Raw genomic sequence first — 14,863 nt, forward strand, 5'->3', positions numbered from 1 at the left:
CATGCTCTCCCAAGAGTAACAAGACATTTGAATTTATAGCATTTATAAGTTATTGCAATAAAGCCGGATCGAATGGAAAAAGCCCGCGGATTCGCGGGCTTGGGCTTCTTTGCTCGCGGAGATCAATCATGATTCCGCGATACCGTTCCATGCGGGATGCGCAGCATGTCTTCGCTGATCGTCCATAGCTTCTCGGCAAGCGCCGGGTCGATGGCCCACGACCGGACTCCGCCATACACCGTGCTGTCTGCCGGCAGGAGCTCCGCGATATCGACATCTTCGCAATAGACGCCTCCTTTGCCGTTCAGCATCGGGCTTACCGCGCACCATACGCTTGTTGCGGCGCCTTGCTCCGTCGTCTTAAAGCCTCCGGACGACGTATAGCTGCCGTCTTCGTTTCGTTTCACGCCCCAGCCGGCGAGATCCTCATCGCTTAAATGCCGGGCCAAGCCGGACAAGATCGCACCGGGATGGACGGCAAAAGCGCGCACGCCGTGTTCTTGGCCCCGCTTATCGAGTGCAATGGCAAACAAGGAACACGCCGTTTTAGATGCGCCGTAAGATATCGCCTTGTCATAAGGCCTTTGCGCGAAATGCAAATCGTCAAAATCAATCGGTCCTGCTAAATGGCCAGTCGACGATAGCGCGACGACCCGAGCGTTTTCCGCGCGCTTCAACGGCTCCCATAGACGGGTCGTCAGCTGAAAATGGCCCAGGTAATTCGTCGCGAAATGCGTATCGTAGCCCCGCTCGTCGCGAATCGTCGGATGATAGCTGACGCCCGCGTTCAAAATCAAAATATCGAGCTCGCGCTCGGAGCTCAGGAAGACCTCCGCGAACGCGTCGATAGACTCAGGGACCGCAAGATCAAGCTGGATCACCTCGACGTTGCCGAACGAAGCGAGCGTCTCTCGTGCCTGATCGACGTCTCGCGCGCCGACGATGACGGTTGCGCCGGCCCCGGCAAGCGCGCGAGTGGTTTCAAGTCCAATGCCGCCATGTCCGCCCGTTACGACGGCCACCTTGCCGCCGAGGTCAAATCCGGCAATCACCTCTTGAGCGGTCGTGTTGGGTCCGAATCCCGATTGCAGCGGTTTCTGTTCGGTTATCATAGGTTTTTCCTCTCCCCGGAAAATATAATTAGACAATGATCATAAATTGTCTATACGTCTATATTAGACGAATGAACAAAGTTTGTAAATTGTATAATATAGACATACGGACGAATGGTCACATGAAACGACGGAACCCGTACAACGAAAAAAGCATCGTCGCTAATGACGATGCTTCCTATGCCAACGATCGTTCCATTCGAGGCTGTATACCGACGGAACCATAATTACTGCGCCATTAATCGCTGCCGTTTGCCGGCTCTGAACTGACGGTATGCCGCGCAGCCGCTCATCAGTACGCCCGTGGTGACAAAGACGCCAATCGGAAAAGCCCATGTCCCCCATGCCGGAACGATAAGCGGCATCAGCGAGACGCCGAACGCGACAGGGACGGGCATTTTGAATAACTGGCATACGATAAGCGTAAGCAATACGTTGACGACGCCGACCCCGATAATCGAGCCCGCGAACAGATGAAACACGCCGACGGACAGGATCGCCGTTATCGTCAACACCGCTAACCGCGATGGTACCATTTTCCAAGCGAACGTCTCGGTATGAAAGAGCTCGAAAATGAGGGCAAATACCGGCGGCACGACCAAAACATTCAGATTCGCGGCGGATGCGAGCCAAATCCATAGGCATAACGCGACGGTGATGATGACCGTATCGGGTATCCTTCGGAAAGTCAGAGGACCCTTGGGCAGCTTATCCGGATTTCTCACTTTGTAAGCGGCCAGCATGATCACGAACGTAAAGATGGCCGTCGAGATCGCAAACACATAGTCGTGCAGCCCTAAGAAGATCGGCAGCAATCCGGCAGGAATCGTCGGTCCGAAATTAACCCGAAAAACATGCATCAGAATGACGATAATCAAGAGACCAATCCACAGCTTCGTCAAAGGCGTGAAGGAAAAGTCGTTCAAATACGTACCCAGGAACGCGGCTAACGTCGGCGAAAGCCATAATTGAACCGGCTTCCTGATCCAATGCGGTACGGGAAACACCATAACCCCCATGGCCATGCCGGCAATTTCCGGGAAGAGGATATCCCGTTGGTCGGATACGACCGCACTGACAAGCATGAGAATGACTAACGCGTAAGCCGATATAAATCGTTTGGATAGCAGCATATTCCAAAACATGATCATGATCCCCTTCTCTGCCGTTCGCTCGTTTTAGCTTACCCCAATGAATCGCCTGCCATTTGACTACTTACTAAAAGGTAGGATTCATTGCCAAATCGAGCGCCGGTTGTCTACAAAGTCGATCCATTCTTGAAATCCGCTAAGGATCGTGCGAGCCGACTCCAGTTTCCTGGAATGTCCCCCGTCTCTTTGCTGTACACCGCTTGTAAATATCGGGACAAGCCCGTAATTTGTTCTTCCACGAGCACCTCTTTGATCTCGGAGGGCTTCGTAGGCACGTCCTTTTCCATCGCCTGCCCGAACCGGTCCAACGGCAGGAACATCCGCAAGCTTTTCTTGTAAGAGCAGCGGGCCGGGTAACGAGGCGAGCTTCCGGAATCGTACTTCGACAATTTAATCCGGTCGTAGAAGTCCTTCAGCAGCGACTGCGCGTCCAGTTGGAGGATCGCGAAATCTTCATGCCGCTCTCTTCGGGTATACATCTCCAGCATTTTCAAGCCATCGCTTTGCGTCGGCCATAAGAATACGTGCCGATCCAGATAGGCATGGAATCGCTCGTGCGTCATGCCCGCATCCATTACTTGATCCGCGATGCGCAGATGCGCGTTGGCTACGAATGCATGGCCGTGAATCTGAATTTCTTGACGCTCGGTACGTATTTGACGCGCGAGAGCTTCGTCGGCTTTGCCGGTGGAATACAAGGCATCGAGATACGCCATGGAAGGCAGGTTCCGAACCCGCGTAAAGTGAAAGAACGACTTTCGTTTGGAGCTCTTCGTAATCTTACGAACAATGGACTCGTCCATCCCACACCTACATTCTCTCCTTGAGCGGATGCGCCGTTAAGTCGGTAATCTGTACCACGTCGATCAGTTTATTCAGCTGTTTCTGCACTTGTTCGAGCACTTTATCATCCCCTGACGTCACGATGATCATGCGAGACAATCCGGGATCTTCCGACTCGCCGACCGTCAAGCTGTCGATGTTGAATCCGCGGCGGCCGAATAGTCCGGCAACCCGCTGCAAGACGCCCGGCTGGTTGTTGACGAGAACTGCGATCGTCTGACGTTTCATCGTTCATCCCCCATAATCATGTCGTCGATCGTGGAACCAGGCGTAACCATCGGATATACATTCTCGTCTTGACTGATAACGAAATCAATGAGTACGGGGCCAGGCGTATCCAAAGCTTCCTGCCAAACGCTGCGAGCCTCTTCTTTATTGGTTGCCCGAAGCCCGCGAACGCCGTAAGCTTCCGCCAGCTTCACGAAATCCGGACTGCCCGAGAGGTCCATGTGGCTGAAGCGATTATCGTAAATGAGTTCCTGCCACTGCCGAATCATGCCGAGCACCTGATTATTCAAGATGACGATCTTCACGGGAATGTTATGGATCGCGCATATCGCAAGCTCCTGGGCGTTCATTTGAATGCCGCCGTCGCCATTAACGGATACCACCAGCCGGTCAGGACTGCCGACTTGCGCGCCGATCGCGGACGGCAATCCAAAGCCCATCGTACCGAGTCCGCCCGACGTAATCAGCGAGCGCGGATGCTTGAAGCGATAGAACTGCGCGGCCCACATCTGATGCTGCCCGACGTCCGTCGTGACGATCGCATCGCCATGGGTCGTTTCGCTGATCATCTCTACGACGAATTGCGGCTTTAACTCGGCCTCCGAATCCGTGTAACGAAGCGGATGCGCGAGTTGGTTGGCTTGAATTTCGGCCAGCCACGCCTCTGATTTTGCCGGTTTCGCATGAACGTTGAGCTGTTGAAGCACCGCCTTTACATCGCCGACGATCGGAATCGCCGTCTGGACGATTTTCCCGATCTCCGCCGGATCGATGTCGATATGCGCGATCGTTCGTGCCTTGGGAGCGAACCCGCTCGTTTTCATCGTCACCCTGTCGTCGAACCGAGCTCCGATACCGATGAGAAGGTCGCAATTCTGCAGCGCTTTATTGGCCGCGTAGGTGCCGTGCATGCCGGGCATCCCCATCCATAACGCATGCGCGCTCGGAAAGCCTCCCAAGCCAAGCAGCGTCGTCGTGACGGGAATTCGGGTTTTCTCTATGAATGCCAGCAATTCCTTGGAGGCATCCGAATAGATAATGCCCGCGCCGGCCAGAATGACGGGGCGTTCGGCCGCTTCGATCGCAGCGAGAAGCTTCTCGATTTGGGTCCCGTTCGGATGGTTATTCGGGCGGTATCCCCGAAGCTGTGGTCGATCCGTCGGATAGTCGTACGTCATCGTCTGACTCGATACGTCCTTCGGGATATCGATGACTACCGGACCCTTTCGTCCCGTAGAAGCGATATAAAAGGCTTCATGAATGATCTTGGGCAGCTCGTTCACGTCCCGAACGAGATAATTATGCTTCGAGATCGGCATCGTGATGCCCGTAATATCCGCTTCCTGGAACGCATCCGTTCCAATGAGCGCCGTGGACACGTTTCCCGTAATCACGACCAGCGGAACGGAATCCATATTCGCGGTGGCGATGCCCGTCACCAGATTCGTCGCCCCGGGTCCCGACGTCGCGAAGCAGACTCCGACTTTGCCGGTTGCGCGCGCATAGCCGTCCGCAGCATGAATGGCGCCCTGCTCGTGACGAGCCAATATATGGTTGAACCCCGGAAAGTCGTGAATGGCATCGTAGATGTTCAAGGTGCTTCCTCCCGGAATGCCGAACACGGTTTCCACGCCTTCGAGCAGCAAGCTTCGGACGAGCGCCTCCGATCCCGTTACCCGATCGTTCTTTCTTAGTTTGCCGAGCCATTCAGGCTGTGCTTGCTGTTCATCGATCATTTCGTGACGCTGTTCATCGATCATTTCATGACGCTGTTCATCGATCATTTCATGACGCTGTTCATCGATCATTTCATGACGCTGTTCATCGATCATTTTCATCGCCGTTTCCCCCGTTTTCTCCCCTATACTGTCTTCGTGCCCTTAGATGCTCATTCGGATTCATTCGAGAAATCGATATACATATCGGGCGGAGGCATCTGAATGAAGGACGAGCCTGCACGCGAATGCCGCTTGCCGTTGATCCATGCATGGTCATCGTCAAACGCCTCCAACAATCCCCCGCCGGACATTTTTTCATTCGTTAGCACCATCACATAATGACCGAACAGAATCGCATTATCAAAATCGGTATCGAACTGAAGCTTCGTCACGATCATTCCAATCCCGTCCCTTCTTGATAAGAAACCCAGGGCAGCAGTCGTCTATCCTTTAAGCAGCTTTCCGTTGAACAGGATGTTCAGCGACCGAACGAAGAGAACGGCCAACACGATGCTGAGCAAAGCGAGAAGAATCGCGGAAATGCCGATTAACAGCCAAGAGTCCACGAACCTCGCGTATTTCAAAGACGCAATGCTGAGCGCGGCCATCGGAAAGCTCACCGACCACCAGGACGCGCCGAACGGAATCGACTTGTGGAATACTTTGAAAAACATGACGATGAACAAGAAAAGTCCGAAATAAAACAAAATCGAGGCGAACGGATCGATCCGCTGCTCGAAGTTCGTATACCCAAGGAAACCGACCTCGAACGGCGCGGTCATGATAAACAGCGACGGCATCAAGCCTGCCGGCAGCGGATCGTGATGAATCAGCCTGGACAAGATCAACGTGAAGAACACGAGCGCCACGATGCCTCCGATCGCAAGCGACAACAAATTGATTTCTTGCGTCCACGGGAACGGCATGCTTCCGCCGGCAACCGATATATCGATCGTTCCGACCATCGGAATAAGGGATGGCGGCACCGCGTGGGACGGATCGTGATTCCCCTTCAACAGGCGTCCCACGAAGACGAAGCTTAACGTCAAGGTCAGCACGGTCCCGATGATCCATACCGCTTGCCCCGAGTGCCGGCTGTAAACGCCGATAACGGAGGAAAGCAAGAGGAGCGCGATCGTGATCGTTCCGAAAAAATTGCCCGAGACGGGATGCTTGAATTCGGCTTTGACCTTCTCCGGATATAACGCCCATTTGGATAAATAAGCGATGGTTAACGCGACGAATAAGACAATCGCGAGTATGCCGCAGATATCCGCGATGACGGTGGAGGTGCCGAACAGCTTGCTCGCTTCTCTCCAGGCCAATGACAGTCCGGATATGCCCATGACTGACGCAAATAGACTAACGGGTAAAAATTGAATAGAACCGAGGCTTCTTTCTTTCTGCACGGCTGCCATGGTTTGCATGGACGGTCACCACTTCCTACGTTCGACTCCAGAGTGTAATCAGCTATGTCGTTCTAACAACGTCAATTGGAAATGCCATTGCCGTTCTCCTTCCGAATAAGCGACTTTGTTCTGTTGCCTCATTGTATGAAAATCAAAATGATTGATCAATATCATTGTTTCTATGAAAACCATAGACGTTAACTATGATCCTTCGGGTTCTTCGCCGCCGCAATCCACCAGCAGCTTGTCATGCTTGAGCAGCTTGACATGCGCCGTCAATAGATCGATAAATCCCCGCGAAGCTTTCCCCATATATTTATCGCGGAGATAAATAATCCCAACTTCCCTGCACAAGGCGGGATTCTGTATCGGAATCCGAATCAGCTCGTCGTAGTCGTACATTTCCAGAAGGGTTTTCGACAGCACGGTGCCGCCCGCGCCCGAACGAACGAGCCCGAAGAGCGAATCGATCGTTGTCGTCTCGATCAGGGGCAGGAGTTTATGCCCGGCCGTCGTACACGTCCGATCGACTAATTGGCGGCAGCGATGGGTTTCGGGAAACATCACGATCGGCACGTCCAGGATTTCCTCGAAATTGATGGCGGCGCGGCCTGCGTAGGGATGTTCCGCCGTCGCAACAAAATAAAACTGTTCCCTGTAGAGGGGAATCGTCTGGATGCGTTCGTCCTCGAGCGGCAAAATCGTAATCGCCAAATCCAATTCGTTCTGCAGGACGCGGCTCATGACATCCTCCACGCCGAAGATTTTAATGCGGACTTTCGGATAATCGCGATGGAAATCAAGGAGCAGCGTGGAGACCAGCTGGTTAAGCTCGCCTGGAAGCGCGCCGATCGACAAGGTGCCCCGCTCGATTTGCTGGAGCTCCTCGATTTGTTCCTTGGCGCTGGACAAATTGCTTAATGCCAATTTACTCTGCTTGTAAAGAATCATTCCTGCTTCGGTAATCGCGATTTTCTTCCCGATCCGGTCGAATAACGGGACGCCAAGCTCGTCCTCGAGCGCTTTGATTTGATGACTCAGAGAAGGCTGCGTAATTCCCAGCTTGACGGACGCTCTTGTAAAATGCAGTTCTTCGCATGTCGCGATAAAATAATCCAATTGTCTGAACTCCATCCCGATCGTCCCCTTTTCATTGCGATTGCGATAGTTATCGGTAACTTCAATGTTAAGCCACTATAACGGATGCCTCCCGATCGATCAATACGGCTTTTTCTATCATGATCATAGTTTGTATCGATGATTCCATACATGAAAAAAGCCGCTTCGGAAGCGACTTTTAACGGTTCGATATACGTTCGCCGTCGGCTGCTCAAGAGCCGTGGCTACGGAAGCAGACTAAACGCGAGGCCCTGCCAGCCGCAATCGCCATGATCCGAGAGACGTCGGTTGTTCCTCGCGATCGTGCCGAAGAGCCGCAGCGCAGCGCGATCGTCCAACCCGGTAATATCGGTGCCCAGATGTTCGTCGAGCAGTGCCGCGAGCAGCGTACGAGCCGATTCTTCGTCCCAGAAAGCCGCATTCATCTCGCAATTGCCGAAGAGCGAGAAGCGATGCAGGTTGCATGAGCCGACCGTCCCCCATTTCCCGTCGATCAGCATGAGCTTGGCATGAACCCAGACCGGTTTGCGCTTGCCGTCGTCGCCTAATCCGGCGATTCCCGCTAACGTGAAATGATCGAATTCGGCAAGCGCTGCCAGCGGTTCCGGAATGTCGCCTTCCGCAGGAACGAGAACCACGATTTCCACGCCGCGCAGCAATGCCTGTCTTAGGCATTCGATCATCTCCGGAACGGAGACATACTGGTTCTCGATATAGATGGAACTGCGGGCCGCGCCGATCGCCGCGCAATACTGATCGAAATTCGAGCGCTCACCGGCTTCGATCGGAAATTCGGCTCCAAGGGGCGTCGCATGTCCGTCCGCTAATCGGCCGCGATGGATCGTCCGTTGAATTTGAACGATGGCGCTGCCCCGTCTGCGTGGTACTTCCGTCGGAAACGACAGATCCATCTCGCTGCCCGCGCCCCATCGTCCATCGGCCAGCTCCCGTTCGCTCGCTTCGTTCCAGCGCTGGACGAAGTTATGGTGGACGTCGACCGCGGAGGGCCCCGCCAGCTCGATATACGCATCATGGTTCTCGCCTTCTCCGCTATGGCCGGGAGCGACTACGGAATGGGGATTGAGATTGATCCCTCCGATAAATGCCGTTTCCGCTTCCGTCCCGGCGTCCATCAGCCAGCTCTTCTGATGCTGGCAATAGCCCGGTTGTGCGCGATCCCAGCGGATGAGAAGGGATGAATGGCTTGCTCTCAACCGCTCCACATGCTCGGATGATCCCCAGAACGCGTTGGTCTTCAAATGCTCCGTCTCCGGGTCCGGACGCCAGAAGATCACGCGAACGTCCACGCCTCTGGCGGCAGCCCGATTCAGGACGTCGAGCGGCGTGCCTCTTCCGTCCGGCATCCGGCACGAAGCCCACATGAACGTGACGGTCGCCCATACGCGGTGCCGGGCTTGTTCGATCGCCTCGCAAATTCGGCGAAAGGCAGGCTCTCCGTCGATCAGCGGCCGCAGCGCATTCCCGGAGCGGACCGGATATGACGCATTCGAAGCATAGGGAATGGCTAATGACCTATAATCCAACTCTTCTATAATCATGAACACCTCTTCGCAAAGCTTTATGGCTACCGGAGCTTAGGCTTGATGACTCACGGACCAGCCGGAGCGCTCGACAAGGCCGGTTACGCGCTCGTCGTCGAACACGATTCCGAAGCCCGGCGCTGCCGGAACATGAAATTCCCCGTTCGCCACGCGATAACCCGACACGTCCATGCCTTCGATGCTGATATCGTCATGTTCCACGAATTCGAAGTTGCGCACTGCGGCCGACAGATGACCCGATGCATAAATGCCGTACGCATTGCCATAACAATGCGGCGCGGACCGCAAGCCGAGCGCATCCAGCTTCTCGCCTAATTCCAGCCAATGCGTGAAGCCCGGCCAGATAATATCGTACTGCAGCACGTCGACATGGCCGCGAGCGGCCCATTCCACAAGATGCGGCGAGGCAAGCCCTTCTCCGTCCGCGATGAGCACTTGCTGCCCGCGCTGCCGAAGCCATCCTTTGAGGTCCTCGTACAGGGCATCGTCTTCATGGAAGGCTTCTTCCAGCCAGTACAGGTTCACGTTCGCCAAAGCCGCCAATACCTCTTTGGTCAAATTCAAGTTGTAGGCGTTATTGGCATCGATCATGATCTTGCCCGCGGGACCGGCCACTTCCGAGATTCCCTGAACGATCGCGATATCCCGCTTCGTCCCTTCCCAGAGCGGCATATGCCGTCCGCCTCGGCCGACTTTGATTTTAAAATGCCGATGGCCCATCGCGTAGCCCTGCCTCGCCTGTTCCTGCATCAGCGCGACCGCATCCCGCTCATCGGGAAGATGCAAATCATCGAAGTATAGAGACGTATCGTAACAAGGCACCGCGAGGGGGACACCCTTTTCCGCATGGGAACCCGACACCAAGTCATACACCGGTCTTCCTTGACGCTGCCCTAACCAATCGAGCAGCGGATATTCCAACTGCAGCCGGTACGCTTCGCGCACCCTGCCGCGCTCGTCGAATAAGTCGATCACCCGGCGGCCGACCAGGCTCGCGGCCCATTCCGGCGTCATATGAATCGAGCTGCCGTAACCGATCTGCCCGTCAATCGTAATTCTGGCGATATCCACGGCGCATTTCTTGCCATGAATGCCGATTCTGCCGTTGGCTCCCGCGCTCCGGGCGCGTTCTCCCGTTAACTTCGCGAATTCGATCTTCTCCACTTTCCAATCCGACGGTATGTTCGTCATGTTCATGTTCACTGGATCCTCCCTAATCGACTGGATGGCATCTTTCCAAATAGAGAATTCGCGGAACGGGTTGGCCTATCCTGCAACATGCCGCTGCTTCTTTCGGCAAGAAGTTATTTCGGCCAGCATAAAAGCCGCGCAATGCGCGGCTTTTTAGTTGAAGAACCTAGGCTTATCTCGCTTCTTTTATAGGGCCTTTCATAACGCTGTCCGCGATCGCCGTCGCTAACCTGGCACGAATCGGGTCAGCATTCTATGATGCTCCACGGACATCGATGTTTACAATGCGGTCGGCCGAACCATAATTTCGCTGATCAGCGAATCGTCCGGTTCGTTAATGGCGAACGCGATGGCTCTCGCAATGCTGGCGGGAGCAATCCCCTTGCCGCTCAGCTGACTGGCGAACGCCTGGACTTCCGGGCTCGTGATGGTATCGAACAGCTCGGTATTCGTCAGACCGGGAGCTATGACGGTCGATCGGATCCCCGAAGCCGCAGACTCTTCCAAGCGCAGGCCTTCGGAGATCGCTCTGACGGCGAACTTGGTGGCCGCGTATACGGCCGACGTCGGGGACACTTGATAACCGGACGTAGAAGAAAGGTTGATGACATGACCGGACTGCTGCTCCCGCATGACGGGCAATACCGCGGCGATTCCGTGGAGAACGCCTTTGACGTTCACATCGATCATTTGGTCCCACTCTTCGACGCGCAATTCATTCAGCCTGGAGTTCGGCATGACGCCAGCATTATTCACCAAGACATCGATGCGGCCATACGTATCGAGGGTGAACTTGGCCAGCTGCTGCATATCCGCGGCAGATACGACGTCTGCTCTTACGGCAACGGCCTCGCCGCCGGCTGCTAGAATGTCGTTCACGATCGCATGCAGGCGTTCCTCTCTTCGGGCTGCCAATACGACCTTTGCGCCATTCCGGGCCAACAGCTTCGCCGTGGCTTCTCCGATTCCGCTGGAAGCTCCCGTGATGATGACCACTTTATGCTGTACGTTTTCCATGATGACCTGCTCCTTCATGAATCGATTTGTTGGAAATTGACGGGTGCTGGACGATGATGAACGTTTATATGATATTGAACGAATGTTGAATATTTAACGGCCGTTGATTAATATTATAAACAGATACGCCGACGACTCAATGGTTGATTGAGGCGTCAATGTATCATATCCAACACCGAGATCCAAACTGTTGATTATCTGCCGGAGGTACGCACGCTATGGAAAACGCCATTAAAACTGACCGCCGCATTCTGAGAACCAAGCAATCCATTCGGAAGTCGTTTCTGGAGCTCTTTGCGGAGAAGGAATTCGAACACATCACCATTAACGAAATCGCGGAACGGGCCAACGTTAATCGCGGCACCGTGTATCTGCATTACAACGACAAATACGACCTCTTGGACACATGCATCGAAGAACATATCAACGAACTGATCTCGTTGTGCAAGAATCGGGAGAACGATTCGGTCAGCCAGGGCATGGTCCATGACCCAAAGCCGATATTCGATTATTTCCACGCGCATTTCCCGTTCTTCGCCGCTATGTTCTCCAATCAAAGGGCCTTTCTGTTTCGGGATCGATTGCTGAACTTCATGTCGACCAATCTGTTGTTGAAGATGGAACGACCCGCCAATATGCCCGTGATCGAGCATGAGCTGAAAGCTCAATTCATGGCCTCGGCTTTCATCGGCATCGTGGAATGGTGGATCCGTCATCAGACGCCGCATACCACGCAGTTCATGGCCGACCAAGTCAGGAATTTATTCGAGCAGAACCGCGTTTACCCTGCATAACGCAAACAAGGCCGCGATGAAAGCGGCCCTGCAGCTGGTGATTGTATGGTTCGCGTCAAACGTCAGCCCGGCGCTAACGGCAGGGTGATAATATAGGTTGTACCAGCCCCCACCTTGCTCTGCACGTCGATATGTCCGTTCATTCCGTCTATGATGCTGAAGATAACCATGGTTCCTAATCCCGTGCCTTTGTCTTTCGTCGAATAATAAGGCGAGCCCAGCCGGTTAAGCTGCTCCTTGTTCATGCCGATGCCTGTATCGCGAACGGTTATCGTAACGGTACGGGATTCATCGTCCACGCTGGATTTCAACGTGAGCTCCCCGCCATCCGGCATGGCCTCGATGGCATTCTTGCCGATATTGATCAGCGCTTGCCTGAATTTGGCCTGATTGCCATAGACCTCCGCGGCCGAATCGAATTCGGTGGTGATCGCCACGTTTTGCAAATTCGCATACGAGCTCAAGATTTGAAACGCCTTGGCTAAGGCGTCTTCCACGACGATGGCTTCAAGCTTTTCATTCTGCGGTTTAGCCAGCGATAAATAATCGGCTATGATCGATTCGGCCCGATCCAATTCCTCGAGCGTAATCGCGGAGAATTGCTGACGCTTGCCGTCGCTTAGCATGGGATCCGCCAGCAGCTGGATGAAGCCCCTGACCGAGGTTAACGGATTTCGAACCTCATGGGCGACCGATGCGGCAATTTCGCTGACGACCTTCATTTTTTCCACTTTAATGATCTCGTCTTGGATCTGAATATGATTGCGTATCGTCTCGATCATGAACACTAGCATGACCGCCAGAATGCACTGCACGATTATGACGGGAAGATTGGGCAGATAAGACGCGGCGAAATAATCCGCATTCCCCGTCATGAACGCATAGAGATTGACGACCGTCGTTCGCAAGAAGAAGCATAATCCGAATACTAGCAGCATCTTCCTCCTGGAAGCGGCTCTCTCGTACGTCCTGAAGAGGAAACAGAGCAGCGCGAACGACGGTGCAAGCGCGAGGATATACAGCAGAATATCGATATCGCCCAATAAATACCGGTATACGATCAGGCTTATGAATAAGGGAACCGCCGTATATACGCCTCCATACAGAGAGCCGATAACGAGCGGAACGCCTCTTAGATCCAGGACCGTGTCGAACATCTTAACCGGGAACGTCATCGTGATGATCAAGGGGATAAGAAACAAGAAATAAACAACGATCGGATTCTTATATTTATAGAAAGGACGGTAGAAAATCAAAGGCAGGAAAATGATGAACGCATTGAGGAATAAATCGGAATGAAAGAGCATGAGGAAAGTCCTTTCATAGGGGGTACGGTTTACTTTCTAGAAAGGGAAGCTCATTTCCTTCAGGCCGAACGAGTTTATTTGATGTATAGGCTAACTCGAACAAGGCAAAAAGCACTTGCCCTCCTGCGCGACAAGTGCTTTCTCCCCGCCTATTCGCGAACAGAATGAAGCTTCGGCTAGCGGTATACGGGCGCCCCCAAGGGCGCCGAGCGCGCTCCCCCATCGACGGTAATCTCCGCTCCCTGCACGAAGGAAGATTCATCGGATGCCAGGAACAAGACCGCGGCGGCGATTTCCTCCGGATCGCCCATCCGGCCAAGCGGAATGGTACGCGCCTGCGCGGCTTCCAGCTTCGCGGTTTCTTCGGAGGTCGACTTGTTCCAGATCGGCGTACGGGTCGCGCCCGGCACCACCGTGTTCACCCGGATGCCCCGCGGCGACAGCTCGGAGACGAGTACTCTGGCCATGCTGCTCACGGCGCCTTTACTCGCCGCATAGGCCGCACGGTGCGATGCGCCGTCCGTTGCGCGCGTCGAGCCGGTCAAGATGATCGAAGCCCCTGCCTTCAGATGAGGCAGAGCGGCTTGTACCGTGAAGAAGGAGCCGGTAACGTTAATTCGGAGGACTTCCTCGAAGACGGCTAGCTCCGTGCTTCCTAACGGCGTGGCAGAGGATATTCCGGCATTCGCGTAAACGATGTCCAAGCCGCCGAAAGCCGAGACTGCCTCGTTCACCGCGTTCTCCATGCCGGACGGATCGCCGGCATCCGCCTGAATCGCGCGGCTGTTCGTGCCCAATTCCGCTGCCGCCGATTGCAGCGAAGCTGCATTCCGGCCCGTAATGACGACCTTCGCGCCTTCCGCGATGAACAGTTTAGCGGTCGTCAACCCGATGCCGCTGCTGCCCCCCGTAATGAGGGCCACTTTTCCTTCCAGTTTTCCCATTCTCCCGCTCCTTTGATTCCATCTGCAATCCGCATCGCTACGATTTAGGATGATTTCAATTCTTCTGAACTATACATGGGCATCCGAACCAGCGACTGCGCCTATGCGGAGGTCGAATTCAATCCGGATTTCGACAGTTCGCCTGGGATATTCGCCGGAACATTCGCGGAGACGTGCGGAGATGTATGCGGAGGAGAGACTTAAGGAGACGCTTGCGGAAACGCTTGCGGAGACGTTGGTGAAAGTTGGAGGAAAGTTGGAGGAAAGTTGGAGGAAAGTTGGAGGAAAGTTGTGGGCAATAGAAAAGGAGCTGCCGCCGCGAGGCCGCTGAAAAAGTGAAAGAAGGAGTAAGCTCTCCATTTTTGAGGAGCTTGCTCCTTTTTTTCTTTATAATTAAAGCAACATGAGAGAGTGCGGGTGACGAGATGATTCAACAACAGCAGGAAATGATGGTTAGCCCATACGCAG

Annotated in this window: 14 protein-coding genes and 1 pseudogene; 1 reads left to right on the plus strand and 14 read right to left on the minus strand. The window is 54.1% G+C overall.

Going from position 1 to position 14,863, the window contains the following annotated elements; all coding sequences use genetic code 11:
• Positions 1-122 precede the first annotated feature (122 nt).
• From GT003_RS16525 to GT003_RS16575, 11 genes and pseudogenes are all read right to left on the minus strand, one after another.
• The gene (locus tag GT003_RS16525) at positions 123-1,112 is read right to left on the minus strand and encodes an SDR family NAD(P)-dependent oxidoreductase (RefSeq protein WP_161699706.1); all 990 of its coding nucleotides are present in this window, start codon (positions 1,110-1,112) and stop codon (positions 123-125) included.
• Between the two features lie 227 nt (positions 1,113-1,339).
• Positions 1,340-2,257, minus strand: a complete 918-nt coding sequence (locus GT003_RS16530) for a hypothetical protein (protein ID WP_161699708.1) — start codon at positions 2,255-2,257, stop codon at positions 1,340-1,342.
• A gap of 113 nt (positions 2,258-2,370) precedes the next feature.
• A complete protein-coding gene (locus GT003_RS16535) occupies positions 2,371-3,066 on the minus strand; it encodes a DUF7002 family protein (protein WP_161699710.1) in 696 nt (231 codons plus the stop codon).
• 13 nt (positions 3,067-3,079) lie between these two features.
• Positions 3,080-3,334, minus strand: a pseudogene (gene ilvN, locus GT003_RS16540) (acetolactate synthase small subunit); the annotation flags it as partial.
• On the minus strand, positions 3,331-5,070 hold the full coding sequence (ilvB, locus tag GT003_RS16545) for a biosynthetic-type acetolactate synthase large subunit (protein ID WP_161699775.1): 1,740 nt from the start codon (positions 5,068-5,070) through the stop codon (positions 3,331-3,333). The gene ilvB and the pseudogene ilvN, both read right to left, overlap by 4 nt.
• 152 nt (positions 5,071-5,222) lie before the next feature.
• Entirely contained in the window at positions 5,223-5,450 is a 228-nt protein-coding gene (locus GT003_RS16550) for a hypothetical protein (protein ID WP_161699715.1), read from the minus strand.
• A gap of 45 nt (positions 5,451-5,495) precedes the next feature.
• Positions 5,496-6,479: an SLAC1 anion channel family protein gene (locus GT003_RS16555; RefSeq protein ID WP_161699717.1), complete on the minus strand. Its 984-nt coding sequence runs from the start codon at positions 6,477-6,479 to the stop codon at positions 5,496-5,498.
• Between the two features lie 183 nt (positions 6,480-6,662).
• A complete protein-coding gene (locus GT003_RS16560; protein ID WP_161699719.1) occupies positions 6,663-7,595 on the minus strand; it encodes a LysR family transcriptional regulator in 933 nt (310 codons plus the stop codon).
• A gap of 209 nt (positions 7,596-7,804) precedes the next feature.
• Complete coding sequence (locus GT003_RS16565) at positions 7,805-9,139, minus strand: phospholipase D-like domain-containing protein (protein WP_161699721.1); 1,335 nt, start codon at positions 9,137-9,139, stop codon at positions 7,805-7,807.
• Positions 9,140-9,175: 36 nt separating this feature from the next.
• Positions 9,176-10,339: an enolase C-terminal domain-like protein gene (locus GT003_RS16570; RefSeq protein WP_161699723.1), complete on the minus strand. Its 1,164-nt coding sequence runs from the start codon at positions 10,337-10,339 to the stop codon at positions 9,176-9,178.
• A 273-nt stretch (positions 10,340-10,612) separates the two neighbouring features.
• The gene (locus GT003_RS16575; RefSeq protein WP_161699725.1) at positions 10,613-11,350 is read right to left on the minus strand and encodes an SDR family oxidoreductase; all 738 of its coding nucleotides are present in this window, start codon (positions 11,348-11,350) and stop codon (positions 10,613-10,615) included.
• 218 nt (positions 11,351-11,568) lie between these two features.
• On the opposite strand from GT003_RS16575, the gene GT003_RS16580 reads away from it, so the two are divergent.
• On the plus strand, positions 11,569-12,144 hold the full coding sequence (locus GT003_RS16580; RefSeq protein WP_161699727.1) for a TetR/AcrR family transcriptional regulator: 576 nt from the start codon (positions 11,569-11,571) through the stop codon (positions 12,142-12,144).
• A gap of 62 nt (positions 12,145-12,206) precedes the next feature.
• Here the strand turns inward: GT003_RS16580 and GT003_RS16585 are convergent, their stop codons facing one another.
• The 3 genes from GT003_RS16585 to GT003_RS32280 all read right to left on the minus strand — a co-directional run.
• Positions 12,207-13,451, minus strand: a complete 1,245-nt coding sequence (locus GT003_RS16585; protein WP_161699729.1) for an ATP-binding protein — start codon at positions 13,449-13,451, stop codon at positions 12,207-12,209.
• Between the two features lie 176 nt (positions 13,452-13,627).
• Positions 13,628-14,395 (minus strand): SDR family NAD(P)-dependent oxidoreductase, encoded by a 768-nt coding sequence (locus GT003_RS16590; protein WP_161699732.1) that lies wholly within the window; start codon positions 14,393-14,395, stop codon positions 13,628-13,630.
• 200 nt (positions 14,396-14,595) lie between these two features.
• Positions 14,596-14,863, minus strand: a 268-nt coding sequence (locus GT003_RS32280; RefSeq protein WP_211676303.1) for a hypothetical protein, incomplete at its 5' end; no start/stop codon positions are given.

This window comes from Paenibacillus sacheonensis (assembly GCF_009909195.1).
Classification (GTDB): domain Bacteria; phylum Bacillota; class Bacilli; order Paenibacillales; family Paenibacillaceae; genus Paenibacillus_Z; species Paenibacillus_Z sacheonensis.